This window comes from Priestia sp. JNUCC 25 (assembly GCF_053667915.1).
On sequence record NZ_CM132211.1, the window covers coordinates 3,330,926 to 3,353,996 of the forward strand.

The 23,071-nt window shown below is 35.4% G+C and carries 32 protein-coding genes; 13 read left to right on the top strand and 19 right to left on the bottom strand.

Annotated elements, in window-relative coordinates; translation table 11 throughout:
• Positions 1-468: 468 nt before the first annotated feature.
• Positions 469-750, top strand: a complete 282-nt coding sequence (locus JNUCC25_RS17285; protein WP_013058136.1) for a DUF4190 domain-containing protein — start codon at positions 469-471, stop codon at positions 748-750.
• A gap of 511 nt (positions 751-1,261) precedes the next feature.
• Positions 1,262-1,441: a hypothetical protein gene (locus JNUCC25_RS17290; protein ID WP_078082024.1), complete on the top strand. Its 180-nt coding sequence runs from the start codon at positions 1,262-1,264 to the stop codon at positions 1,439-1,441.
• Positions 1,442-1,549: 108 nt separating this feature from the next.
• Here JNUCC25_RS17290 and JNUCC25_RS17295 read toward each other — a convergent pair whose 3' ends face one another.
• From JNUCC25_RS17295 to JNUCC25_RS17315, 5 genes are all read right to left on the bottom strand, one after another.
• On the bottom strand, positions 1,550-2,830 hold the full coding sequence (locus tag JNUCC25_RS17295; RefSeq protein WP_098277728.1) for an FtsW/RodA/SpoVE family cell cycle protein: 1,281 nt from the start codon (positions 2,828-2,830) through the stop codon (positions 1,550-1,552).
• Between the two features lie 8 nt (positions 2,831-2,838).
• The gene (locus JNUCC25_RS17300; protein ID WP_454222206.1) at positions 2,839-3,246 is read right to left on the bottom strand and encodes a PadR family transcriptional regulator; all 408 of its coding nucleotides are present in this window, start codon (positions 3,244-3,246) and stop codon (positions 2,839-2,841) included.
• A 3-nt stretch (positions 3,247-3,249) separates the two neighbouring features.
• Positions 3,250-3,783, bottom strand: a complete 534-nt coding sequence (locus tag JNUCC25_RS17305) for a sigma-70 family RNA polymerase sigma factor (RefSeq protein ID WP_078082027.1) — start codon at positions 3,781-3,783, stop codon at positions 3,250-3,252.
• Between the two features lie 141 nt (positions 3,784-3,924).
• Entirely contained in the window at positions 3,925-4,182 is a 258-nt protein-coding gene (locus JNUCC25_RS17310) for a hypothetical protein (RefSeq protein WP_078082028.1), read from the bottom strand.
• A 57-nt stretch (positions 4,183-4,239) separates the two neighbouring features.
• On the bottom strand, positions 4,240-4,647 hold the full coding sequence (locus JNUCC25_RS17315; RefSeq protein ID WP_013058140.1) for a DUF1878 family protein: 408 nt from the start codon (positions 4,645-4,647) through the stop codon (positions 4,240-4,242).
• A 169-nt stretch (positions 4,648-4,816) separates the two neighbouring features.
• Between JNUCC25_RS17315 and JNUCC25_RS17320 the strand changes: the two genes are divergently transcribed.
• Positions 4,817-5,017 (top strand): hypothetical protein, encoded by a 201-nt coding sequence (locus JNUCC25_RS17320; protein ID WP_013058141.1) that lies wholly within the window; start codon positions 4,817-4,819, stop codon positions 5,015-5,017.
• Between the two features lie 53 nt (positions 5,018-5,070).
• On the opposite strand, the gene JNUCC25_RS17325 is transcribed toward JNUCC25_RS17320, so the two are convergent.
• Positions 5,071-5,568, bottom strand: coding sequence for a hypothetical protein (locus tag JNUCC25_RS17325; RefSeq protein WP_454222209.1), 498 nt, complete (start codon positions 5,566-5,568; stop codon positions 5,071-5,073).
• A gap of 114 nt (positions 5,569-5,682) precedes the next feature.
• Between JNUCC25_RS17325 and JNUCC25_RS17330 the strand changes: the two genes are divergently transcribed.
• Together JNUCC25_RS17330 and JNUCC25_RS17335 are read left to right on the top strand one after the other, a co-directional pair.
• Positions 5,683-5,853, top strand: a complete 171-nt coding sequence (locus tag JNUCC25_RS17330) for a hypothetical protein (RefSeq protein ID WP_013058143.1) — start codon at positions 5,683-5,685, stop codon at positions 5,851-5,853.
• 14 nt (positions 5,854-5,867) lie between these two features.
• Positions 5,868-6,641, top strand: coding sequence for a Cof-type HAD-IIB family hydrolase (locus JNUCC25_RS17335; protein WP_013058144.1), 774 nt, complete (start codon positions 5,868-5,870; stop codon positions 6,639-6,641).
• 26 nt (positions 6,642-6,667) lie between these two features.
• Here the strand turns inward: JNUCC25_RS17335 and JNUCC25_RS17340 are convergent, their stop codons facing one another.
• The 3 genes from JNUCC25_RS17340 to JNUCC25_RS17350 all read right to left on the bottom strand — a co-directional run bounded on the left by JNUCC25_RS17340 (position 6,668) and on the right by JNUCC25_RS17350 (position 9,523).
• Positions 6,668-7,033 (bottom strand): cupin domain-containing protein, encoded by a 366-nt coding sequence (locus JNUCC25_RS17340; protein ID WP_078082030.1) that lies wholly within the window; start codon positions 7,031-7,033, stop codon positions 6,668-6,670.
• Between the two features lie 31 nt (positions 7,034-7,064).
• Positions 7,065-8,318, bottom strand: a complete 1,254-nt coding sequence (locus JNUCC25_RS17345) for an erythromycin esterase family protein (protein WP_078082031.1) — start codon at positions 8,316-8,318, stop codon at positions 7,065-7,067.
• A 140-nt stretch (positions 8,319-8,458) separates the two neighbouring features.
• Positions 8,459-9,523 carry a beta-carotene 15,15'-monooxygenase gene (locus JNUCC25_RS17350; protein WP_454222212.1) on the bottom strand — a complete coding sequence of 355 codons (1,065 nt, stop codon included), beginning with the start codon at positions 9,521-9,523 and terminating at the stop codon, positions 8,459-8,461.
• A 248-nt stretch (positions 9,524-9,771) separates the two neighbouring features.
• Between JNUCC25_RS17350 and JNUCC25_RS17355 the strand changes: the two genes are divergently transcribed.
• Positions 9,772-10,074, top strand: a complete 303-nt coding sequence (locus tag JNUCC25_RS17355) for a hypothetical protein (RefSeq protein ID WP_328099269.1) — start codon at positions 9,772-9,774, stop codon at positions 10,072-10,074.
• Positions 10,075-10,333: 259 nt separating this feature from the next.
• Here the strand turns inward: JNUCC25_RS17355 and JNUCC25_RS17360 are convergent, their stop codons facing one another.
• Complete coding sequence (locus JNUCC25_RS17360) at positions 10,334-10,462, bottom strand: hypothetical protein (protein WP_255284994.1); 129 nt, start codon at positions 10,460-10,462, stop codon at positions 10,334-10,336.
• A 41-nt stretch (positions 10,463-10,503) separates the two neighbouring features.
• Positions 10,504-10,830, bottom strand: a complete 327-nt coding sequence (locus JNUCC25_RS17365) for an antibiotic biosynthesis monooxygenase family protein (protein WP_029323232.1) — start codon at positions 10,828-10,830, stop codon at positions 10,504-10,506.
• Between the two features lie 225 nt (positions 10,831-11,055).
• On the opposite strand from JNUCC25_RS17365, the gene JNUCC25_RS17370 reads away from it, so the two are divergent.
• Both JNUCC25_RS17370 and JNUCC25_RS17375 read left to right on the top strand, forming a co-directional pair.
• Positions 11,056-11,415 carry a hypothetical protein gene (locus JNUCC25_RS17370; RefSeq protein WP_454222214.1) on the top strand — a complete coding sequence of 120 codons (360 nt, stop codon included), beginning with the start codon at positions 11,056-11,058 and terminating at the stop codon, positions 11,413-11,415.
• Positions 11,416-11,511: 96 nt separating this feature from the next.
• On the top strand, positions 11,512-11,880 hold the full coding sequence (locus JNUCC25_RS17375; RefSeq protein WP_454222216.1) for a hypothetical protein: 369 nt from the start codon (positions 11,512-11,514) through the stop codon (positions 11,878-11,880).
• A 60-nt stretch (positions 11,881-11,940) separates the two neighbouring features.
• Here the strand turns inward: JNUCC25_RS17375 and JNUCC25_RS17380 are convergent, their stop codons facing one another.
• Entirely contained in the window at positions 11,941-13,398 is a 1,458-nt protein-coding gene (locus JNUCC25_RS17380) for a S8 family serine peptidase (protein ID WP_454222218.1), read from the bottom strand.
• Between the two features lie 256 nt (positions 13,399-13,654).
• Here JNUCC25_RS17380 and JNUCC25_RS17385 point away from each other — a divergent pair, with 256 nt between their 5' ends.
• Positions 13,655-14,521 (top strand): alpha/beta fold hydrolase, encoded by an 867-nt coding sequence (locus JNUCC25_RS17385; protein WP_454222219.1) that lies wholly within the window; start codon positions 13,655-13,657, stop codon positions 14,519-14,521.
• A 138-nt stretch (positions 14,522-14,659) separates the two neighbouring features.
• On the opposite strand, the gene JNUCC25_RS17390 is transcribed toward JNUCC25_RS17385, so the two are convergent.
• Positions 14,660-15,562, bottom strand: a complete 903-nt coding sequence (locus JNUCC25_RS17390) for a sensor histidine kinase (protein ID WP_454222220.1) — start codon at positions 15,560-15,562, stop codon at positions 14,660-14,662.
• Between the two features lie 87 nt (positions 15,563-15,649).
• Positions 15,650-15,961, bottom strand: a complete 312-nt coding sequence (locus JNUCC25_RS17395) for a hypothetical protein (protein ID WP_013058151.1) — start codon at positions 15,959-15,961, stop codon at positions 15,650-15,652.
• A 563-nt stretch (positions 15,962-16,524) separates the two neighbouring features.
• Here JNUCC25_RS17395 and JNUCC25_RS17400 point away from each other — a divergent pair.
• Genes JNUCC25_RS17400 through JNUCC25_RS17410 form a run of 3 tightly spaced genes read left to right on the top strand, consistent with a single transcriptional unit; the run spans position 16,525 to position 17,745 of the window.
• Positions 16,525-17,007 (top strand): DUF2975 domain-containing protein, encoded by a 483-nt coding sequence (locus tag JNUCC25_RS17400; RefSeq protein WP_064471916.1) that lies wholly within the window; start codon positions 16,525-16,527, stop codon positions 17,005-17,007.
• 29 nt (positions 17,008-17,036) lie between these two features.
• Positions 17,037-17,516: a DUF2975 domain-containing protein gene (locus JNUCC25_RS17405; RefSeq protein ID WP_013058153.1), complete on the top strand. Its 480-nt coding sequence runs from the start codon at positions 17,037-17,039 to the stop codon at positions 17,514-17,516.
• Positions 17,517-17,526: 10 nt separating this feature from the next.
• On the top strand, positions 17,527-17,745 hold the full coding sequence (locus tag JNUCC25_RS17410) for a helix-turn-helix domain-containing protein (protein ID WP_013058154.1): 219 nt from the start codon (positions 17,527-17,529) through the stop codon (positions 17,743-17,745).
• Positions 17,746-18,015: 270 nt separating this feature from the next.
• On the opposite strand, the gene JNUCC25_RS17415 is transcribed toward JNUCC25_RS17410, so the two are convergent.
• Both JNUCC25_RS17415 and JNUCC25_RS17420 read right to left on the bottom strand, forming a co-directional pair.
• The gene (locus tag JNUCC25_RS17415) at positions 18,016-18,435 is read right to left on the bottom strand and encodes a GNAT family N-acetyltransferase (protein ID WP_013058155.1); all 420 of its coding nucleotides are present in this window, start codon (positions 18,433-18,435) and stop codon (positions 18,016-18,018) included.
• 221 nt (positions 18,436-18,656) lie between these two features.
• Positions 18,657-19,499, bottom strand: coding sequence for a LysR family transcriptional regulator (locus JNUCC25_RS17420; protein ID WP_116327198.1), 843 nt, complete (start codon positions 19,497-19,499; stop codon positions 18,657-18,659).
• A 117-nt stretch (positions 19,500-19,616) separates the two neighbouring features.
• Here JNUCC25_RS17420 and JNUCC25_RS17425 point away from each other — a divergent pair, with 117 nt between their 5' ends.
• The gene (locus JNUCC25_RS17425; RefSeq protein ID WP_098660552.1) at positions 19,617-20,360 is read left to right on the top strand and encodes an SDR family NAD(P)-dependent oxidoreductase; all 744 of its coding nucleotides are present in this window, start codon (positions 19,617-19,619) and stop codon (positions 20,358-20,360) included.
• Between the two features lie 86 nt (positions 20,361-20,446).
• On the opposite strand, the gene JNUCC25_RS17430 is transcribed toward JNUCC25_RS17425, so the two are convergent.
• From JNUCC25_RS17430 to JNUCC25_RS17440, 3 genes are all read right to left on the bottom strand, one after another.
• Complete coding sequence (locus JNUCC25_RS17430; protein WP_454222223.1) at positions 20,447-21,166, bottom strand: nucleotidyltransferase domain-containing protein; 720 nt, start codon at positions 21,164-21,166, stop codon at positions 20,447-20,449.
• Between the two features lie 169 nt (positions 21,167-21,335).
• On the bottom strand, positions 21,336-21,557 hold the full coding sequence (locus tag JNUCC25_RS17435) for a hypothetical protein (protein WP_454222225.1): 222 nt from the start codon (positions 21,555-21,557) through the stop codon (positions 21,336-21,338).
• A gap of 224 nt (positions 21,558-21,781) precedes the next feature.
• Entirely contained in the window at positions 21,782-22,831 is a 1,050-nt protein-coding gene (locus JNUCC25_RS17440) for a LacI family DNA-binding transcriptional regulator (protein ID WP_013058160.1), read from the bottom strand.
• Positions 22,832-23,071 lie beyond the last annotated feature (240 nt).

The window sequence follows — 23,071 nt, forward strand, 5'->3', positions numbered from 1 at the left end:
TTCTTTACCAATTATAACTAGTAAACTACAAAAATTCGATGACAACATAAGGCTTTATTGCTTCTTCGTTCATTTTTTATGACCGTAATGTGTATGACAACATCTGCCTGTACTATTCTTGCCTTACCTATTTAGCGAAATCACAAATAAAAAAAGATCTCCTATAAAAGATCCTTTTTCTTCACTTTATTCACACCCTTATGGATTATTGTATCATATTTTCCTTAATTTAGGTTAAATGTTTTGTGAAGCACATTTAATCTAAGGTAGCCCGCAAAACCGATTTCCTTATAGGAGTCAAAAAAGTAGGTTTCTTTTTATACATGTCATTATACGTTTGATGAAATGACGTATAGAAAATATACTGGGACACATATAATTCTAAAAATTTCTACTTTTATTAGCAAAAAGGATATTATTCCTTTTTATGGTATAATCGAAAAATATAATTAATAGGGAGTGAATCTATTGGAAACTAATACAAAACCTCAAATAAACACCAACTCTATTGTTTCTCTAACTCTAGGCATCGTATCCATCTTTATTCCAATCATCGGGTTTATTACAGGTATTATTGGCATTATCTTCTACAAAAAAGCATCAAATCAAATAGCTGCTTCCAATCAAGGCGGTAAAGGACTCGCGATTGCCGGGTTGATTTGCAGTATAGTAGGCGTAATTTCTCAGCTGTTCTTTGTATTAGGAATTATTACGTTTATGTTTGCGGGGACGACGGTTGACTATGAATAAAACAGGCAAATTAAAAAATTTAAGAAAATCGTGGTTTAGATAGGATTATTGAAATTTCTATATTAAAGAATAAAAGCTTGATTTTCGACTATCCGAAGATCAAGCTCTTGAAAGCTAAACATTTATTATGTTTTATGGTTACTACGCCTATAGCTTTTAATGTAAATTGCAAAGGAGAATAAAAAATTAAACCTATCGTTGAATCCAAAATAAAAGAAATAGTAATTGTTTTACTTATTTTACTACTAGTAGTCTCTGTGTTGATTAACTGTGCTAGCTATTTTAATAGTACAGAGATAAAAACGTTCACCTCAAAATGTTATGATAACGGCGGAGAAGCAAGAGTAGAAATACATAATTCAATTACCAATGACTATTCTTTTGAATGCAAATAACTGGCTTAGACTGCACCTTATCACTCAACAAGCTTTTTTAAAACAGGGTTAACGATTTAACCCTCTTCTATACGTTAAAATATAGCTGTATTAAGTCAATGACAAAGGAGTTATTTATGAAACATGTCATATTAGGTATCTGCGTCTTTGTATATGCAGTACTACTAGACTACCTAAAATATAACTATGGTCTTAACCTTATAGGAAAGGTGTTAATACTGTCTGTTTTAACTGGAGTTACGTATAAAATTATTGAAAAGATATACGAGAATCGAGCAGCTACACCAAAGGGTTAAGAGACCTATAAACAAACGCTGACAAATGAATGCCAGCGTTTGTTTTGTTTGTCTTTACAAAGTGAATAATCCATTATTTGTTTATAAAAGAGTCTCTCAATTTATAATTTATTGCTGATTAGCATGCACGGTGTTTGTAGACAGTAAATCCTTGCGTCTATAAATACTCAGCACAATTCCTATTAAGAATGCGTTTAACAGAACCGGCATTAATCCATAGCTAATAAACGGTAAAGACATGTTTGTCATAGGGAAGAATCCGACAATCATTCCCACGTGACCAACAAGTTGTATCGTATAAATTATCATAACTCCTACTAGCAGCAGTTTAGTATACGAATCACCAATTCTTTTAGCAATAAACGCAATTCTGACGAAAACTAAAGAAAGAACTAGAAAAAGAATAGCTGCAAACAGCCACCCGTAATAATAAGTAAAGCTTAGGAATACAAAGTTTGTGTTTGCTTGAGGAATCATTTGATCAACCAATAAATGTTTCCCAAACCATCCTGCATCCATAAATAAATGATGAACCTTTGAAAGATCAAAGTACTCTTCTGAATTATAAGGGTTTATAAATGAAAGCAGTCTTTTCTTCTGATAATAAGCAACGGTCATCCATCCAATTACTCCCCAGGTAGCAACTAATGCAAAGACAGATCCTAACACAATCGCTATCTTCTTCTTATTTAACTTACTCCACCAGATCATCGTAAAAGTCATGATTACATATATGAAGAGGGTTGTAAGGCTAAATTCTAAAAAGAAATACAGTGACAGAACAAATAAAAGAAGAAATTTCCACATTTTAAAGCGATTGCTTTGAAAGAACCCCGCCCATGCTAAAAAGAAAAAAGGAATGGTCATTAAACCTTCAATTTTTAGAGGCCCTACTTTGAAAACGAATTGACCTTCTGTAAATGTGTTAAAATTCTTTGTCAGAAATAATAAGAGTAAGGTACCTAATAAATAGAATAACCACCCTTTATTGGCTAACTTTCTATAGTCTATAAACATCATAATTAAAGCTAGCATCCCTCCCATGATAATAAAGACAACCTTATACGTAGAGAAATGATGGTTGGCTATATTCCCTTGAAACAATAGTGGTAGAAACCCCAAAAAGAGGGCTGCTGCAAATAAAATTAAGGTCATCCAGTCTACTTTTGGACGATGAATACGGTTAAGGTTTTGACCAATGCTGATAGGGTTTCCCATTTGAGTAACGGCCTTTTCTTCTGCTTGGTCTTCACTTATTCCTTTTTGAAGCCAATAGTTTTTTACTTCGTTTAAATGATGATGCAATTCTGCCGAAACAAATGCTCTGGCTTCTTTTGATTTAATTTGCGATTGCACTTGTTCCAAAAACGAATTTCTTTGTTCACTCATATACTCCTTCACCCCTCTAGTATTTCTTTAAAACTTAAATGGTTAGATAATGGCTGCTCTTCCACTTTTTTGAGCAGTTTGCGTCCCTTTTTATTTAATTGATAGAACTTAGCTCCGTCTTCTTGCCAACTGCTCGTCAATAAGTTTCTTAGCTCTAATCGATGCAGGATGACATATAAAGAACCTTCGTTTTCTTTAAAGTTTAAAATTCCTCGGCTTTGTAGTAAGCTGATTAACTGATAGCCGGTTTTTTTCTGTAAAAGTAGCTGCATAATAGCAATCAAAATTTCTTCGTCACTATGAGTCTCTTGCTTAATTTTTTCTCGAATGCTTTTCTTATGATTTTCCGTAAATTTCAGCTGAGCAAATACTTCACGATTCATTGTTTTTTTAAGGTTTTTAAGACGTTTATCCATGACTCATTCCTCCAATATTTCTTTTAAAAGTGATTTTGCACGTCTCAGTCTCGTTTTTACTGTATTCGTTCCGGTTTTGGTTACTAACGCGATGTCTTTAATCAATAATTCTTCATAATAAAAGAGGTAAATCACTTCTTTATATTTAGTCGGCAGCTTCATAATAGCTGACATCAGCTCGTGATCTTCTTCATGTTGAATAACAGCTTCCTCTATATCTTCTTTTTCACTTATATGATTTGGGAAATAATCTGTCGTGGGTATTATGTTTTTGTTGTACCAGCTTTTCAGAAAGTCTTTACAGTGGTTGATTGCAATTCGCCATAACCACGTTCGAAACTTAGATTTACCGCTATACCTGTATAGGTTTTTGTAGCATTTAATAAAAATCTCCTGTGTTAAATCCTCTGCAACGGCTACGCTGTTTACATATGAGTAAGCAAGCTGCAGGATTTCTTGTCCGTGTCGATCCATAATTTCATCTATAACTAGTTCTTTGTCTTGTACTTGTATCCATTCTACGGTCAGTTCTTTCACTTTTGCCTCTCCTTTCTTGTTCTTAGACGAAGCGTTTTGCAAAAAGGTTTTTATATTTTCATTTTTATTTTCTGGATAATTGCGTCTGCACTAAAAAAGGTTCTCTAAACGAGAACCTTTAGTCGTACCTTTATGTACCTACTATGAAAAAAGATTGCCGATGAAGATAATAAATCCTGTAACTAGAATTAACCCAGCACTAATTACCACTGTTAGAATACTTCTTAGAGCCGATGCCCAATTGTTTATTCCAAAGAACCCTGCGATTCCTGTTAAAAATAGAATGATTGCTAAACAAAGATTTGTATTCAATAATGCTGGATAATAAAAGGCAATGAAAAAGAAACCAACGCACAGTAGCGTAAAGATAAATGACCAGAAATTAATAATTCGTGCCATTTCAACTAACCTCCTCTACCTTTGAAACTTCCACGTTTAAACACATTCTTAAATTATTTATTTCAAATCTGTTTTCAAACGCTGCAAGAAAAAATCACAGACTTCAGTTTGAATAAACTGCTTCTTTAAACTGTACAATAAATACTTTAGTTCAAATTTCTGATAAAAGATTTTAGAAACATATAATTCTAATTCTTCTAAAGTAGGTTGTGATGACGCATATACGTTATCTAACGGAAGATTAAATTGAGAGAACAAATAATCATCTTGATACAATACTGAAATGTCTTCACCTTTTATTCGGAGGCTAAATACACCTAGTGCTTTTAAGAATGCATTTACTTGATTTTCTTCAAATTCATGATCAATCGCAAACATAAAAAAAGGATGTTCCTCTGCGTTAACCATATGTTTCATCAGACTCATTTGGTATTTTAATAATTTTACTTCTTTTACTACGTCCAACTTCTTCCCATCTTTCTTTAAAAAATGATACTACTATACTCTGTGAATTTTACCATAATATAGTAGTATCAATAAACCATTTATAGAAGTATCACTTTGTAATGAATGGAATAATAAGGTATATTATTATAAATAGGAATAATTTCATAAATCGAAAGCGAGGATACATATGGGCCTATTAATGATTGCTGCTATTATCACGTTTTCCGTCATTTTGGATTACTTTATTTTTGACTATGACGATAAGCACTGGGGCTGGTTGAAGAAAGCTTCTAAACCCGTTAGAAGAAGTGTTATTGGCTGTTACTTACTGATGTCGTTTGTTATTTATTTTGGTTTAAGTCTTCCGTATATTAAGCCTTTTTTGTAAATATCAATGCGGTTAACCTATAACTCTTAACCAGAAGTTATAGGCTAACCAACTCACTTAACCACCACTACAAATTGTTTGTCTTCAAATGTAAACACTTCCCCTAATTCATAGATGTACTTCTTCTTGTCTAATTTGTAATGCTTTCCAAAATACAAGGTTTTTAAGTTAATACTCGTATCTAGACTTGAATCTTTTTCTTCCGCTTCATCACCGTCCAAGCAAGAATATAATTCGATATGACAGCCTTCTATAAGGTGTTCTTCAATATATGTAAAAAGCTCTCTCATGGATTTAGGGTGCACATCGCAAGATAATTCGTAGATATATGATAAGGTGAATACATGCTTTATATCGCTGTACCCGTCGGTTAAGTAATTGATACTAATACCGTACGCATCTTCTTCTTTTTCATAGATTGTAATCAGCTTTTCTTTCTTTGGATTTCGATTAAAAGAAGAAACTTCGGATAAAGTCACCAACTTTTCTTTTATGCCAAAGCTTCCTGTCGGTAATTCATGAGGAGAACCTATATAGTGATGTACAGTCATACTCGTCACTTCTCTTTCTCTTTGCTTATGTAAAATACTATTATTCTATCGCTCTCACTAAGATTACATACAAATCCAAGGAAAATATGTATAATAAAACCAGGAGGTGACAGCATGAAAAAACTACTGCCTTTTCTATTTTTAGCCGCTCTTTATTTGTATGACTCTTCATACAACCATACTGCTTTTTTACATAAACCAGTTGTTTCGGCGTTTTTATATGCGGCAGCTATCTTAGTTTGTGCATTATTATTTGTAAATGTAAAAAAAGATCGAGCTGTTTAAATAAGGAGATTACGATGAGCTATAAAATTGTATTCTTTGACGTAGATGGAACCCTTACGCACCACGAAAAAGGGACGATCTCCGCTAAGACTCGAGAGATTGTAAAAAGCCTAAAAATTAAAGGATTAAAAGTCGTAGCCGCGACAGGCAGGCCTTTATCTCTCTGTGAAGAAATTAGAGAATTAGGTATAGATACGCTCATTACCGCGAACGGAGCGTTTACTGTACACAATGAAAAAGTTATTCATAAGCTGTCCATGGATAAGCACGTTGCGCGCGAAGTTTTTGAATACGCAGCATCAGAAAATCACGGTCTTTCATTTTACACAAAAGAGCTCAGCATGAACGGGATTAAAGATGACAATATTTTAAAAGCACTGAAGGAAACGTTATCTCTCAATGATTATCCTAAAATGAATAAGCGTATTTATGATGAAGACATTTATTTAATGTGCTTGTATGCCGATGACAAAACCGCAGAGCATTATGCACAGCGATTTCCTCATTTACTGTTTAAAAGGTGGCACCCTTTTGTCGTAAGTGTTCTTCAAGAAGAAATCACAAAATCGGTAGCTATCCTGAAGGTTTTACATTATTTTAACATCCATCAATCTGAGGCCATCGCATTTGGCGACGGAGAAAATGATATTGATATGATAGAATTAGCCGGCCTTGGAATTGCGATGGGCAACGGATCTGATACGTTAAAAAGCGCCGCTGATTTTGTTACGAAGAAATCCGGTGAAGACGGAATTGAGTTTGCGCTTAAAAAATTTAAAGTCCTATAAAAGAGAGCATGCTTGGATAACTCTATCTAAGCATGCTCTTTCGCCTCCATAAATTCTTCGGGGTGTAAAACCTCCGATTGAATGACAATCGCCGTCATGCCTTCTGCACTTCCCGAAGTATGCCATTCTCCTTTTTCCCACAGTGCCGCTTCTCCACGTTTAATCGGAATTCGTCTTTGATCCTCTCCTGTTACCCACCCTTCACCTTCGACTACGATAAACAGCTGAGCGATAGGCGCTTCGTGATACCCTACTGTTCCTTCTCCCTCTATATACATACAGCCAATGGTAGCTGCTTCCTTTGTTTGTGCCATTTTTACGTAAGTGGCTAAATGCGACTGATATCTTTCTACTTTTTTGCCATGTTCTTTGCTGAATTTATAGATTTTCAATGTGCATGACCTCTTTGTTCATTACGTTTTCTTATTTATTTTTTTTGCGTTTAAGATACTCGGGCGGAGAAACAGACTCAACAAGTAAAGCACCATCTAGCTGGTCACGCGGTACAAATAAAGTTGGCATGGTACCACTTTCTAAAAAGATGGTTTTAGTGAATATCCACTTGTTGCCTGAGTTTTTTTCAAGCTGTGAAAAATCCGTAAATAAAGCCGGTGACTGCACTTGATGCATATAGTCCTCTAGACTTTTTTTAGGCGGCTTCTCCATTTTATATGGCTGTCCCGTGTCCGTATGTATTTCACCTTCATACATAAATAGGCCTAAGTAATAAGACTGTTCTTTTATTTTATTAGAGACAATTGCTCCTAATGGTTCAAACCCTGTAAACGTTTTGTATTGTTTAAAAATATGAAGGTTATGTGCCCAGATAATAATCTTTTCATTAGGATACAGTTCTTGACAAATCCATTCTAAATTTTCCTTCATTCGTTTTTCTCTTACTTTTTTATATGTTCGGTAGTTGTTATGAAAATGGTTTATAAAATACAAGCGATTTTGCAGGCAACGAAGGATTATTTTAAACTGACGTACAAGCTCGTGATTTTCAAGACGCAAAACGTATTCTTCATGTAGAGAGGCTTCTAAATCTCCTATGACTGCGCTTGCTTTTTCTTTAAACTCTGCAAACTCATGTAGCATTTCTGCTGGAACTTTTTTTCTTCTCGCTTTATATTGCCCTAGTTGGTAGTACCATTTATACACGCCTGCTTCAATGTATTCTATCTTTTCTATCGCGTCTTCAGACACTACGGAACTCAGCTGCTGAACAAATTTTACGAAAAGATCAGGATTAGAAGAAGGATTAATATCTATTCCTATTAAACTTAAATCTGATTTTTTCATTAGCTGAAACAAAGGCAGATTTTCTTTTGTTGCCCATAAAGAATAAATCGCGTTTTTTAAAAAGTCTTCATCTGTAAACTCTTCCTTTAACTCATTAGCGCTGAAGCATTCGGCTAAGCCGCTTTCAAATGCCAGTACGGTAAAATCCATTTCTTTATGTAGAAATTCTATTATTTTTGACTTCATCATATTATGTTCTCTTATGTTATGGCCGTTTTCCCCTAACCACACAATTCGCTTATCTTTTACGATATGACGGAGAAATTCAAACTCTTGAGGCGTACATTCAGTCGGTTCGCTTAAATGGATTGAGTTTTTAGATAACCATTCTACAGAGTTTAAATATTTCTCTTGTCCTCTAAAAAAAATCCCCATATCCTATCCCCCTTTACCACTTTACCTATTACTTCCATTTTACTAAAATAAAGCTAACACTTCACTATTTATGTCCGGTAGCTAATCATTAGCAAAAAGACCTTATAGATATCTCTATAAGGCCTTATCTTTCTAGAACTCTAGATTAACTCATCCCGCTGAGCTTTCTCCAAACGCTCTTTAACTATTTTTTTAAACACATGAGGATCATCTACTCGAATGGCGACCTGCTGATATTTCTTTTTGATTCCCATAAAAAGCGTCGCTTCAATTGGAGACTTTAGTATTAGTAAAAGATCAGGATAAACTTTTTCAAAATCGCGTGCGATAAATTCAATCGTGGTGTTAGGGATTTTTTGTTGGAGGATGTGAGTGTCTTCTACTATTTCTTCAATATCTTTAAAAGAGATTTCCATACGCTTAGCTAAGCCAAACGAAATGTATATACAATCATCTTCCACTCGTAAAGGGTTAAGCCTTAATCCTTGAATATCTCCTATGAAGAAAACAATGCTATAAATATTAAGGATCAGTAAAACGATTGAAAGAATTATAGACGTATTATGCAGCAGCCAATGAAGACCTAATGTTTCAATGACAATCGCATGAATAATCATAATTTGAAACGTAATAAAACTTGAGCGTTTATACAGAGTAAACGTATTCCCTTCAGTACTCGGCTGCTTCTTCCACGTTCCAAACGTATAATAAAACATCAGCATTTCTGAACACAGTACGTGTATAAACGGTTGTTTGGGAAACTTTTCGTTTATAGCATGCGAAAAGGAAAATAAAAGCGGTAAAGAGCTTGATCTAATCCTTCTTAAAATAGGCGGTACGTTTTTAACTAGCATAAATAGCAGTGAAAGTTCAAACAAAATAAGTAGTCCTTCTATGCCAACTCCTAGCCACATAACCGACTGAAAAGAAGCGAAGTATTCACTTGGAATGATAAAACGCGCAGCAATAAGGCCTGTGGCCATTAATACGATAAAATATTTTACGCTGAACTTACGTTGCCAAGCTAAAAACAAGAGCGGAGCGACAAGGCTTAAATCTAAAATAGAACCTACTACCACTCCGGTTAGATCAGCAGGCAACGACTGAAGTCCAAAAGAGGAATGATACAATACGTAATTTGAGCTTATTACTAACAGCAGTAAGAAAAAAGCGGCAAGGGATACTGCTTTTTTATGAAGAATCAAACAACCCACCTCACTTTTAGTTGGTGAAACACAAAAATTCCTGTTACTTCCATTTTAGCAGTGAAGTTGATTTAAGTCACTTTGTAACGTGACTTTGTTTTATAAAACCATTTTAAAGATATCGACTTTTTTATAGCAGTTCTTCCATACAAATAATTTACAATGTAAAAAGAGTTTGACATTTTTGGAACTGATGCTACAATAATAAATGTAAAATACTTTTTACATTTATTATAAGGAGGAGTAAAATGGATTGGGTTAAAATTGTGTATTCATTCATCCTGTTAGTTTGCGGAATTTTGATTTTTGTTTCATCATCTTCGCGAAAAGGTGACGAAAGAAAGAAGTTTATCAGCACGAAGGCTCAATCATATTCATTTATGATCGTTATTGGTGTACTAATTTTAGATGTTGTAGAGTCCATTTATCGGACTTTTCAAGGGAAAAGTTCTTATGATGGCAATGGCATTTCGCCGTTAATGTTTCTAACGACAATTTCAGTTGTATATTTAATAACGTTTCTCATGTACAGAAAAAAATACGGTGATTAAATGAAAGATCACAAGTAAGAAATAAAGAAATTGAGCTCATATTTTCTGGTGAAACGATAAATAATAACCTCACTTTATAATTAGCTTTTAATACAGCCTCTAGATGACATCCGACAGTAAATGAGCTTGTTATAAGTGCTTTTAAAAGCAATAACTAGACCTCCTACTGAGGTTTTTTTTATGCACTCTTAAAATAAAACGTCTCCCGTAACTAAAGTCAGGAGATGATATCATAAACGTTGAGTTCATTAGCGTTTTCTTACTCTCTATTCTGTCTCTCAAGTAATTCAATGATTCTATCATTTTGTTTGACAATCGTTCTTAGCTTTGCTTCTAATGAACACAAAGTGATAAAAACGGCTATAAATCCTATAATAGCTAAAAACATAACGGCTTCTCCCCTTTTTAAAACAATTAAGCATATACGCCCTACATCTCAAAAAAGCTATGTCTTTCCACTTTGCACACTCTAAGCGAAAACGTTTGATACCATTCTGTTTTTCCTTTGTGCTGAGCTGCACGGTGCGCTGAGTTTTCTTTCCACATTTTTATTGATTCTAATGAATCCCAATATGAAACGGTAATACCTAAATCTTGATCTCTGGCACTTTCTATTCCCAAAAAGCCTTTTTGTACAGATGCAAGCTCTACCATTTTGTCTGCCATGATTCCGTAACCCTTCTCGCCTTCTGTTCTTTCAGAAGCAAAAATAACGGCATAATAAGGCGGTTCGGGGGTTTTGGCAATTCCAGTCATATTGATTTCCTCCTTTAGAAGTCACATTAATAGTATAAGTACATGGTTATTTTTTTCTATTATATTTATCTTCTTTCAGCACTACTTTTATGAATTCCATTATAATACTTTTTTTAGTTTATCTATACGAAATGTAACATTTAATAGTATATAAAGATAAATATTCCATTTATATGATATAGTTTTTATACGTAAGTAATAAACAAATAGAAATGGAGTTTCAACATGAGGAGCATAAGCAAGATAACAACAGGGACCATTACGATAGCTTTGGCGCTTGGATTAATGGGGTGCAGTCCTACACGTTCAAACAATGAAAGCATAGATGGAAGCGAGGCAAAAAAAGAGCTGGCCATAGAGCTGAAATTCCTGGAAAACGAGTGTGAACGCTTAATTAATAAAGATGGAAAGATAGAGGATAAAACGTTTCAAAGCTACAAAAACGATTTTAACCTGCTGTCTGCGTCTATTAGTAGTACAACAAAAATAGAAACACAAAGTGATAGTGAACTAAAAGAAAGCATAGCGCAATTAAAAAGAGATGTAGATGCATTAACAGAAAAAGAATATGTAAAATCCTATTAAAGATTTAATTCAAGCAAGACCATCTATGAAGTTACGCTCATGAACAATATGCATGACGTTATAGATGCAACAAAAACTTGGGAAGGAAGCAATAACGTGTCAGATTCATTTGATGATAAACACTTCCATTCTTCTGAAGCACAAATAAAAAAAGATATGGGGCCTGCGATTGATCATATCAACACCGTATCTAAATATAAAATAGAGCTCATGCAAGATGAAATCCAAAAGCATCGCGATAGTTTCACCAAGCTGCAGCTCGAACAATTAAAAAAAGCCACTTATAATTTTGATTTGTCTCTCAACGATCAAATTAAATCGATTCAATTCTATAAACCTATAAGTGGAGATTATAATGTAAGCAGAGACCTTAGCTATAATTCCTATGATAAATATACAAATGCCTGTGTATACATTACCGACTTTGAATCTAATTTAGGAATTGCCAAGGCCGGTGAATTTTAAAAAAGCCTTTCTAAAAAATTATTTTTAGAAAGGCTTTTTTTGCTGTATTTATTACAAGCGCTAGTTCTTTATATCTTTTAACGCTCTATAGGCATTTGCTTCTCCTGAACCAAATAAAGCGTCCTGTCCTTTTTTTCCATAGTCAAAAGCTGTTTGCTTAATACGTGCTGTTACTTGAGCGGGTTTATACTCAGGATGAGCTGCTTTAAGAACTCCTGCAATTCCAGCTACTTGAGGAGTTGCCATGGAAGTACCGGCGTTTAACTCATAGGAAGTTCCTAAATACGTAGGCCATGTACTCAGAATTAAATTGCTTGGATCAGCCGCTGCAGGATCATTGGTTTTGGCATATTTCTCTCCAAAATCCCCTCCTGGAGCCGCCACGTCAATGGCACTGTTTCCATAATTAGAGTAGAAAGCAAGCTGCTGAGTCGACCATTTTGTGGAAGCCGAAACATTAATCACTCCTGGCATTTGCGCCGGTACGACAGTTGCTGGCCCTTTGACACTTATACCATATGGTTCATACAAGGTATTTAAAAAGTCGTTTACTTCCTTTTTATTATCCAAATTTAAACTTTCGTTTCCGCTACCGGCTACGACCGTTACGCCATTTTTCACGGCATACTGAATGGCTCTTTTCCAAAGCAGCGTTTCAGCGATTGATTTATAACTTTCTCCTTCAATAGTCATCTTGTTATTATTATAGAAACGAAGAGACATATTAATAACATCTACTTTATCATTAGTTGCGGCAATAATTCCGTCTATAATCCAAGATGGCAGTCCTAGAGCTTGCTCTGAGTACAGTACGCGATAAGAACGTATTCCAAGTTCCGGTCCCACTCCCTTTACTTTTCCATTCGCTCCAATGATTCCAGCAACGTGCGTACCGTGTCCGTTACGATCTTTTATATCTGCAGGATCCCCTGTTTCCGATTCGTCCATTCCAGCCGGAACAAGATTACGTCCGCCTAGTATATTATCTTTTAAATCAGGGTGAGACTCATCAATACCGGTATCAATTACTCCTACCACTGCTTTATGAGTTGTACTACCATCTTTATTTTTATACCCGCCTGTTTCTACCGTATAAGATTTTCCGTCATTTGTCACTCGTTGAATATCCCATTGAGAGTCCCAATAATTCTCTGAATTCTGTGAGCTGATTATACTAGACTGATAGTTATAAGGACTAACTGCTGTTTTTTTCAAGCTTAGAGGAATTTCCCTGTTAGCAGCTTCGATTGAAGAATTTCCTTTTAAATTGTTAAGAAAAGAAGACTGTTCAGATTGAGCCTCTATTCCTCCTACTTCCGGCAGAGCTTTAGTGACTTTCCCACCAGCTTTTTGAATAATCTCTTGATAGTTGTCTGGTAATCCATTTTTAAAAGCAATTGCGTATGTGTTACTTATCTTTTCATCTTGACTCTTAGCTTGAGTAAGAACTCCGCCAACAGCAAACACTCCTGCTCCTACCGCAAGTGAAAGCACCGTATGTAGAATTTTTTTTTGCATATGCCCCTCCTATATATGGAAATATTTATCATATACTATCTTATTACATAACCTTTAAAATTCCAAGTTTTTCTAATAGATTACGATTATTTAAAATAAGACTTGATTTATATTTCACAAACAATAACCAAAATAAGGGTTTTAAAAGAGATTTATAGCTCATTTATTGTATAAGGAAAGCTTATTATTTGATACCTCAACTAATAAAGAGTAAAGTTTTTCTATAATAAAGGTTAAAAGCGAAAGGATGAGTAGGATGTTTAAAGATGGTTATGTAAAAGTGAATGATGTAAACCTTCATTACGTGACAAAAGGTGAAGGCGAACTAATGCTGTTTTTACACGGTTTCCCTTACTTTTGGTATACGTGGCACCATCAGTTAGAAGAGTTTTCGAAAGATTATCGCGTGGTAGCTGTAGATATGCGAGGCTATAACTTATCAGATAAGCCAGAAGAAATTTCTTCTTACAGCATGCCCCTTCTCATGGAAGATGTAAAACAGTTAATTGAAGCGTTTGATGAAAAAGAGTGTGTGTTAGTGGCACATGATTGGGGCGGCGCTGTTGCATGGGCATTTGCTTATACATATCCCCAGTATGTCAAAAAGTTAGTGATGTTTGATGCACCGCACCCTTACACATTTATAAGAGAGCTTGCTGAAAATCCTGCTCAACGAGAAGCCAGCAGCTATATGAGCTTTTTCCAACAGCCAAATTCTCAAGATGAGCTACTCGCGAATAATAGTGAAAAATTAAGAAAAATGCTGACGGAGCCGGGCATTAAAAAAGGCTATTTAACCAAAGAAGAAGAAGCTAAATATGTAGAGGCGTGGAACCAGCCAAATGCAATGAAATCCATGCTTAACTACTACCGTGCGTCTTCTCTTTATCCATTTGAAGAGCGCGTTCATAAACCTGTAGCCCTGCCGCATAAAGTATTTCAGTCTCCGACTTTAATTGTATGGGGAAATGCGGACGAAGCGTTTGAAAACAGTAATTTAGATGGCATTGAAGAGTACGTTCCAAATGTAACGATCCACCGCTTAGACGGTATGGGACATGCGCCCCAACATGAGCAGCCAGAAAAAGTGAATGAATTTATGAGAGACTTCTTAAACAAATAAAATTGAATTATTTTTCAACGTTTCAATAGAGGTATACCGGGTATAAATTTTACTGTACAGATGCAGTCTCCCCAAAGGAACATGTACATTTCTTTCTTACTTACCCTTTTTTGAGCTCTCCTTTTGGAGGGTTCTTTTTTATGGTTTTACTTCTTTCCCCACCGGAAGAACAATCTTAAACAACGCTCCTCCCGTCTCTTTATTATCGGCCGTAATGCTTCCTCCGTGGTTTTTCACAATGGAATGAGCAATATAAAGACCTAGCCCTAAGTTTCCGTGGCCGCTTGCCCTTGACGCATCTTCTCTGTAAAACTTTTTAAACAGCTGTTCTTTGTTGGATAGTGTAAACCCAGGGCCCGTATCATGTATTTCAAAGATTACTTCGTTGTGATGAATCACGATATTCCAAACTATTTCTCCGCGTTCAGGCGTGTAGCGAATACAGTTTGTGATGATATTATCTAACACTTGAGAAATGCGCTGAGGATCTCCGTAAAATTGGTTTGGCCCTTCTGTTTCACTAAGCGACGACACAAATGTAATCTCTTTTTTTTGACATAAAAGCTGAAATTCATTTGCTTTCTCATGAACAAATGTGTTGATATTAATAGGCTCACTCTTTACGGCAAAGCCTGGATTTTCTATGACTGATACTTCTTGCAGCTGATTTAATAGTTGAATCGAACGCTGTGTATTTGTGTAGATCGTATGTAAATATCGACTAAGCCTCTCTGGGTCCTTTTTGCTTCCTTCTACTAAAATTTCGGTGTGACCGTGAATAATTGTAAGAGGCGTTCGTAAATCATGTGCAATCGCAGCCGTCATATCTTTGCGGTCTTCTTCTAGCTGCCACTGTTTAGCTAGCGATTGCTTTAATTCTTTTCGCATTTCTTCAAAGGCATGCAGCAGCTGGCTTAATTCTTTTGCGTCTTGAGTCACGGACAGCGAAAAATCCAAATTATTATGCTGAATGTTTTTCGCGGCCGTCATCAGCTCGTTAAAAGGCCGTTCAATTTTTTTACTAAATCGTCTTCCAAACAAATAAGCAAACAAGTAAAAGTAAAGAAACGGACTGGCTAACGATAAAAACGTTACAAGCGCAACGATCCATTAATAAAAATAATAAGCTTACGGTTCAGAAATGCCATTCGCAATTGCTAGTAAAAAAATTAAGCCAGAAAGCAAAATAAAAAAAATACTGTTTGCTATAATGCTAAACCACACAACGCTCGGTTTTTTCGTTCGGACTCCTAAAACTAATGCCACAATAAAGCCAGCGTCTATCGCGAAAAACAGCCACAGCGGCATCGTCAAATCACCGGTTTCATTTGGAAAAATTGAATTTTGCGGAAACAGCCAATTTGCAAAAAATACAACAAACGCAGCCGCCATCAAAATAACTGTCAGTAAAATCGGCTTATTTTCCTTCGGAATACTCATTTTAAATACATCCCATATAAAGAAAATAATACCATATATTATTAAATAGAAATATACAGATTCCATAGTCTCAACATCAAAAAGAAAAAAGGACATAGATTTTTATTTACGGATTCTTTTCCGAGGGGCAAAATTTAATTTCATAATGCACTTTTAGCGTGAATTCATGTTTTTTTATTTGCTTGGTATTACTTCTATATTTGCTATTTCCCCTTAAATTCAAGCAGGAATTCGCATAAAAATTCTCCAATATGGAAATAGTTATTTGAATTTAACCGTGAATTATTTAGTGAGTTTTAAGGATATTATTTATTTTAAGTAGGTTCTGATATCTTTCGTTGTTGATTCACTTTATTAAACTGTTTGGAAGTTTTGTTGAACAAGTTGTAAATTTAACATTCTAAAGTAAGAACATTTCTTTGTATTGAGAAATGCTTTTTATTTTGTTTAAAATTAAAAGGATATTTCAATAACAACAATAATATAATAAAAAACGATAATAATTTATTGTAAAACGATAAATCATATGTTAAATTCGTATTATTATTAGTGAGGTGTTTTTTATGAATGTTAAACGAGGTTCTACCACTTTCTTAAAGGTAATAATTTTTCTGATTGGAATTGCAGTGCTTGCCGCATGTATATTTTTGTTGCCTGAAGCAGCCAGAAGAGATGCTATAGAGCGTCCTGGTGATTATTCGTTATATCCACTTTTGGTATGTACATATGGAATATGTATTACGTTTTCTGTGGCGTGGTATCAAGCTTTTAAGCTTTTAACCTATATCGAGAAGAATAACGCTTTCTCTGAGTTATCTCTTCAATCTTTGAAGGTAATAAAAAAATGCACTTTTACTGTCATTTTCTTTATTTTGTTAGCAATAGTTTATTTAAGGGCGCATGCTCAATTCACAGGTGATGATGCAGCAGGTCCAATATCTCTAGGTCTAATGGGCATCTTGGCAACAAGTATCATCGCAGCCATTGTGGACGTGTTTCAAAAACCTATAAAGAATGTCATGGATTCACAGCCAAAAAACAATTAACATTTCGAAATATAGGAGAGGTGTTTTTTATGAAGATAGCAACCACATTATTTTTGAAGATAGCAATTATTCTCATTGGAATTCTGGTTCTCACTTTGTGCATATTTCTAGTTCCTGAACTGGCAGATGCGGTAGCGGATTTCTTAGGTATTCATTCCATAAAATATATCATTTTCATCCTTTTATATGGAGGAACATTACCTTTTTACTTCGCCCTTTATCAAGCTGTTAAACTGTTGAGTTATATTGACAAGAACATTGCTTTCTCTGAATTGTCTGTTCGAATTTTAATGGGAATCAAATACTGCGCCATTTCTATCTGTAGTTTGCATGTCTTAGGTTTGCCCGTCTATTATCTCGTGGCAGATAAAGACGATGCCCCAGGTCTCATATTTGTTGGAATGGTCATTCCTTTTGCTTCGTTGGTTATTGCAGTTTTTGCTGCTGTTCTCCAAAGGCTTTTGCAAGAAGCGATTAACATAAAATCAGAAAATGATTTGACGGTCTGAGGTGGAGGATATGGCAATTATTATTAATATTGATGTGATGTTAGCAAAACGAAAAATGAGCGTAACGGAGCTTTCAGAGAGGGTTGGAATTACTATGGCGAATCTTTCCATTCTGAAAAATGGGAAAGCAAAAGCGGTTCGTTTTTCAACATTAGAAGCAATATGTAAGACTTTGGATTGTCAGCCAGGTGATATTTTGGAGTACAAAAGCGACGAAGACAATCAATAATAAAAGACAACAAATTTCTTCAACCATGAGGATTAGGTAGTGAAATTAAAGTGAAGGGGCAGCTTAATTACTGTCCCTTCTCTGCTTTTATTGATTTATTTAATTAGAGAATTCCATTGAGAATTATATTAATATTGGTGACAAAAAGTGTGAGGTGATTTGCAATGTTTGCACCCCAAAAGGGAACACGTTAGATTTTTCTACGTTCTCTTTATTATTCATTTGGTACATACTCTAAAATGTCCCTTGGTTTACAATCTAACACATAACTTATTCTAAATATTCTTCCTCTAAAGCAGGTTTTAAATAACGAGCCATGCCTGTTTTCATTTTCCGAAATCCTGCTTTTCTATAAAACTCTTCATTACCCGCTGTAGAAACAAGATGAACGCATGAAATATCATTAAGCTGAGCAAGCAGGTTTTCTATAATTTGCTGTCCAATTCCTTGATTCTGATAATGCTTGTCAACCACAACATCATAGATAGCAGCATTAAACACACCGTCTGAAAGAGCTCTGCCGAACCCTACTATTTTATTTTCATCATAAGCAACCGCTACTACATTGCTTGATTGGAATACTTTTTTAACCTTTTCTTCATCATGGTTCTTCCACCCTACAGAGCGGTAAATTTCTTTCATTCTCGACCACTCAACATTTTCTATAGAATTTGAAAAGGAAACCTTCATAGAATCTACTCCTTTTGTTTTTATATAAACTATTTCGGCCTCCAAGATACAAGTCCCTGGCATATCATCCATTTATCTTTCAAATCATGACGAGTATTCGGCTATAAAAACATATATTCAATATATCAAAGTAGATTTTAAAAGGAGTAACATTTAATCATAATGTAGACAAAAATAAAAGTTCAAATCATATAGATTTGAACTTAAGATAAAAACTTGATTTATAAACTCTCTAAAAAATGAATAAACTTTTTAAGACTTTGAGAGCGCTGCTTCCCTTTCTTTACTACAAAATCAATATGAACGTCTTCTGAAAGCTCTTGGTATTCAATGCTTTTCATATCACCGCGAGATTTTACTACACTAGCGGGGACTACACTCATTCCAAGTCCATCACGAACGCCTTGTAAAATAGCTTCTAATGAATCAAATTCCATGATGTTGGCTTTATGTAGATGATGTTCTTTTGAAAACTCTAATAGTCTGTTTCTATAGATGCAGTTTCCATCACTATTGATGAGTAGCGTTGGTTGGTCTTTTTCTTCTCGAGCTTCATATAGAGGTGAGATAAGCACCATTTTTTCTGCATAGTGATAAACCGTTTCAAACTGAGCCTCGTTATAGGTACCGCTAAGAAAAAGTCCGTCAATTTCTCCGTACGAAAGCATTTCTTGCAAGACTTGTTTTCTATCTGTTTTTATTTTAACTTCAATATCCCGATGTTCTTTCAGAAAAGATGAGAATAAAGAAGGAACTTTAGTAGCAGAAACCGTCTGCGAGGCACCAATGATCAAGGATCTTTTAAACTTATTCGGATTAACTTCTGCTTTAGCTTCCTCCATTAACAGTAAAATACGCTGGGCGTAGTTAAACAAAGCTTCCCCTTCATTTGTTAACGTAACTCCTCGATTTGTACGTATCAATAATTTGGTGCCTAATTCTTCCTCTAGATTTTTAATCCGCTGGCTAATATGCGGTTGAACATATCCTAATACCTCCGCAGCTTTTGATAGTGATTTTGTTTCTGCCACACATTTGAAAATTCGTAAGTCTTGGCTTTCCAATTTCAATTCCTCCGTTGATATCATTTTAAATGATACCGCTCTTAGTATTACCTATTATATCCTTTTTCTGATCGAAGATATAATAAAAGATGTTAAGAGAAAGGAAGGTTTATAGAAGTGAACAATTTTAAAAATAAAGTATTTATTATTACGGGCGGCGGCACTGGTATAGGCAAAGCAACGGCTTTAAAGTTAGCAGATAGAGAGGCAAAACTTGTGATAAACTACAGTTCCTCAGAAACAGAAGCGAAAAAAGTTGTGGAGGAGATTGCTGAAAAAGGAGGCATTGCGTTTGCTTTTAAAGCGAACGTAGCCAGTGAGCACGAAGTTAATAATATGATTGATCAAACCATTGCACAATTCGAACGGTTAGATGGATTAGTGAATAACGCTAGTATTACAGCTCAAATCCCCATGAATGACTTAGAGTCTGCAACTGATGACGTATGGGACTCCTTATATGATGTAAACGTAAAAGGTATGTTTCACTGTGTAAAAGCAGCCGTTCCACATATGAAAAAGCAAAAGTCAGGGGCGATTGTTAATGTAGGAAGCGTTGCGGGTACAACTGGAATCGGCTCGTCTATTCCCTATGCAGCGACAAAAGCAGCAATTCATACGATGACGAAATCGTTAGCGATTGCACTGGCACCACATATTCGAGTAAACTGCATCTCTCCTGGTGCAGTCGACACAGGGTGGTGGTCTGGCAACGAAGACAAAATGTATCAGCTTGCGGGAAATTTACCTCTTCAGCGCATTTCTTCTCCCGAAGATATCGCAGATGCTATTCTGTTTCAGTTAAAACAAGAGTCCGTGACCGGCCAAGTGTTTACGATCGATAACGGACAAACTCTTTAAGCATACGTAAATATTTCTAAAAAACAACTCCACTACTAGCAAGAAATAGTAGTGGGGTTATAACAAGCTCTCTGCTACTGATTTTATCATTCTTTCCCCAAGGAAAACCCTTCAAACAGCCGGCCTCCATGGGGTGCTAACACTTTATCGACTAGTTGAATTACTTTAACTTTACTCCCTGTTTTATAAAAGATTTCGAATGCCTCCACAAACTCTTTACTAAAGTTTTTATTGTAGTTATTCAAAGACCGTACAATCCATTTAGAATCCCCGATCCAATGACCGTTCGTTCTTAATACAAATTCATGCGTTATGTAAGCGAGCGTGTTAGCAATAAAAAGTGATTCACCTGTATTTGAAGAACCGATTAAATCATCTAAGGCATCACTTATAAAATATCTTTTTAATCTAATCGTCTCTTCCGGCCATTTTTCCGGACCTTTTTCTAGTAATTGTGCAGCTTCTTTTTTTATAGACTGAACAATCCCATTATCCACTAAAATAATTCCCTCGGAAATCATTCTTGGGAGTGACGGTCTAGCCCTCTTACAGTCGCTTTTAAAAAAGGCTTGGTATGAAGTCAGACTATGAGCAAAAACTTCAATTGCCCACCCAAATTCAATGAGTGACTCCCTAAAAGAAGAGGTGAAATTCTCATCAAAAATAACAATATCAAGGTCGGACGTATGTGTAGCTTCGCCTCTCACTACGCTTCCGGAGAGTAATGCACCTTGGCAATGAGGGTAATGTTTAAAAATGAATTGTGTAGCTGCTTGCAGCGGTTCTAACCTTTTTAGCTCTTTCATCGTATTCCTCCAGAAAATGATATATATTATTTTTCTGGTTAGAACGCGGAAATTCCTTTTAAAAATAGATTTGAATAAATATGTGATTTATAAGAAATTTCAGAATTTAATCTTTATTAAAATGCAAACATGGTGTATGATAATGAACAGCAGTTTTATGGCTGACAACTTAACTAGTTATCGGAGAAGGTTTTATTTCTTTAATTGTTTTGACGATAAACACAGGGACAGGCAGAAGGCTGAGTTTTCCTAATGAAGTAATGATGCGAATGTACTTCATTTCACCTTCCACATCAATTTCATCTCCGATATTCCAGCATTCCATTGATTTTTGACTAAGAACAGGAAGGATTTTCAGCACATCGCCATCAAAGGAGATGTTATCTTTCACCTCTAAATTTCACCTCTAAAAAAGAAAGGCGATCCATTTTTTTATAGTGATGCTTTGGATATGTTCTTTTTTTAAATACTGTTCCCTTAATTCTCACTCAAGCCACCTTCTCTTTTTTATCAGATTATTCCTTCCGCTTTGCTGTAAACAAGAGAAGAAAAAAATGATGGTCTCTCTTGTTTACTTCTCAGCAAAAAACATCATAGCATAGCGTTTAAACAGCACTAGTTAATTTTCTTAGCTGAGCCTTCAAGCTGGATAAAATTTTTCACTGTAGATTTACTTCCGCAAGACTCGCGTACGATTAGTTCATCTTTTAATACAAACTTTTTTTGTTCTAACGCTTTTCCGCTCATTAACCCAAGCAATAATTCCATCGCTTTTTTTCCAATTTCATATTTAGGCTGTTCAATCGTTGTAATATGAGGTTCAATGATATCCGACATTTTTGAGTTATCAAACCCTACTACAGCTATATCTTCAGGCACTTTTAAACCGCTGTCTTTTGCCGCTTTTATCGCTCCTATCGCCATTTCATCGTTAAAAACAAATACAGAAGTTGGTCGTTGCTCTAACGATAATAGCCTGATCATTTGATGATAACCGGACTCTAAGCTAAAATCTCCTTCTTGAATAAAAGCGGAATCCACGGGTAAATCGTGACTAATCATCGCCTGGCGGTACCCTTTTAATCGGTCACGGCTTAAGATAACATTCATAGGGCCCGTGATGTGCGCGATTTTCGTATGCCCAAGGCTTATTAAATGCTCCGTTATTTTTCGCGCGCCGCTAATATTATCAATAGATACGGTAGAGATATCTAAGCCATCTATATACTCGCACGCAAGAACCGTAGGGAACTGTCTGGAGACTTGTTCAATTCTGTCTTTATCCATGCGGGCTGTTAGAAGGATCATGCCGTCCGCTTGCTTTTGGAATAATAAATCAACAAACTCTCCTTCTCGCTCAATGTCATTTTCTGTGTCTCCTAAAATCACTCGGTAGCCGCTTTTAATGGCCGTATGCTGAATTCCTTTAAGAACTTCAGAAAAAAACGGGTGGGTAATATCAGGAACAACTACTAAAATGGTTTTTGTTTCTTTTTTTCTGAACTGTCTTGCGATGATATGGGGCTGATAATTTAATTCTTCAATGGCTTTTAAAACTTTTTCCTGCGTTTCTTTGCTTACTAGGTGGGGCTGACTAAGAACTCGCGAGACAGTAGCTGGAGCTACATTAGCTAGTTTGGCCACATCACTCATTTTAACTGACATACGTTCACTCACCTTTATCTGTAGTAATTAACATTTTATAATAAAAAGTTCTATCCGCTTTGCATCTATCTTTATTATACATTACTAGCATAATAAAGCCTCTCTTTATCATCATGATGGGGGCCGAATAGAACAATTAAGACTATTTTAAACTAGCTATGCCCACAAGTTCTGATCTTCTTTCAAGCATAAACCATGAAAAGTGATGCAAAACATATCTTTTTATGCTTCGCATCACTT

What these genes read in the sequence shown, in the direction of transcription:
- JNUCC25_RS17385 (WP_454222219.1), top strand. Translation starts at nt 13,655, where the DNA reads ATGTTTAAAGATGGTTATGTAAAAGTGAATGATGTAAACCTTCATTAC.
- JNUCC25_RS17345 (WP_078082031.1), bottom strand. Translation starts at nt 8,318, where the DNA reads ATGGGGATTTTTTTTAGAGGACAAGAGAAATATTTAAACTCTGTAGAA.
- JNUCC25_RS17380 (WP_454222218.1), bottom strand. Translation starts at nt 13,398, where the DNA reads ATGCAAAAAAAAATTCTACATACGGTGCTTTCACTTGCGGTAGGAGCA.
- JNUCC25_RS17410 (WP_013058154.1), top strand. Translation starts at nt 17,527, where the DNA reads ATGGCAATTATTATTAATATTGATGTGATGTTAGCAAAACGAAAAATG.
- JNUCC25_RS17325 (WP_454222209.1), bottom strand. Translation starts at nt 5,568, where the DNA reads ATGACTGTACATCACTATATAGGTTCTCCTCATGAATTACCGACAGGA.
- JNUCC25_RS17360 (WP_255284994.1), bottom strand. Translation starts at nt 10,462, where the DNA reads ATGTTTTTAGCTATTATAGGATTTATAGCCGTTTTTATCACTTTGTGT.
- JNUCC25_RS17415 (WP_013058155.1), bottom strand. Translation starts at nt 18,435, where the DNA reads ATGAAGGTTTCCTTTTCAAATTCTATAGAAAATGTTGAGTGGTCGAGA.
- JNUCC25_RS17395 (WP_013058151.1), bottom strand. Translation starts at nt 15,961, where the DNA reads ATGAGTATTCCGAAGGAAAATAAGCCGATTTTACTGACAGTTATTTTG.
- JNUCC25_RS17370 (WP_454222214.1), top strand. Translation starts at nt 11,056, where the DNA reads ATGAGGAGCATAAGCAAGATAACAACAGGGACCATTACGATAGCTTTG.
- JNUCC25_RS17355 (WP_328099269.1), top strand. Translation starts at nt 9,772, where the DNA reads ATGGATTGGGTTAAAATTGTGTATTCATTCATCCTGTTAGTTTGCGGA.
- JNUCC25_RS17365 (WP_029323232.1), bottom strand. Translation starts at nt 10,830, where the DNA reads ATGACTGGAATTGCCAAAACCCCCGAACCGCCTTATTATGCCGTTATT.
- JNUCC25_RS17295 (WP_098277728.1), bottom strand. Translation starts at nt 2,830, where the DNA reads ATGAGTGAACAAAGAAATTCGTTTTTGGAACAAGTGCAATCGCAAATT.
- JNUCC25_RS17290 (WP_078082024.1), top strand. Translation starts at nt 1,262, where the DNA reads ATGAAACATGTCATATTAGGTATCTGCGTCTTTGTATATGCAGTACTA.
- JNUCC25_RS17320 (WP_013058141.1), top strand. Translation starts at nt 4,817, where the DNA reads ATGGGCCTATTAATGATTGCTGCTATTATCACGTTTTCCGTCATTTTG.
- JNUCC25_RS17310 (WP_078082028.1), bottom strand. Translation starts at nt 4,182, where the DNA reads ATGGCACGAATTATTAATTTCTGGTCATTTATCTTTACGCTACTGTGC.
- JNUCC25_RS17405 (WP_013058153.1), top strand. Translation starts at nt 17,037, where the DNA reads ATGAAGATAGCAACCACATTATTTTTGAAGATAGCAATTATTCTCATT.
- JNUCC25_RS17430 (WP_454222223.1), bottom strand. Translation starts at nt 21,166, where the DNA reads ATGAAAGAGCTAAAAAGGTTAGAACCGCTGCAAGCAGCTACACAATTC.
- JNUCC25_RS17330 (WP_013058143.1), top strand. Translation starts at nt 5,683, where the DNA reads ATGAAAAAACTACTGCCTTTTCTATTTTTAGCCGCTCTTTATTTGTAT.
- JNUCC25_RS17335 (WP_013058144.1), top strand. Translation starts at nt 5,868, where the DNA reads ATGAGCTATAAAATTGTATTCTTTGACGTAGATGGAACCCTTACGCAC.
- JNUCC25_RS17440 (WP_013058160.1), bottom strand. Translation starts at nt 22,831, where the DNA reads ATGTCAGTTAAAATGAGTGATGTGGCCAAACTAGCTAATGTAGCTCCA.
- JNUCC25_RS17300 (WP_454222206.1), bottom strand. Translation starts at nt 3,246, where the DNA reads ATGGATAAACGTCTTAAAAACCTTAAAAAAACAATGAATCGTGAAGTA.
- JNUCC25_RS17400 (WP_064471916.1), top strand. Translation starts at nt 16,525, where the DNA reads ATGAATGTTAAACGAGGTTCTACCACTTTCTTAAAGGTAATAATTTTT.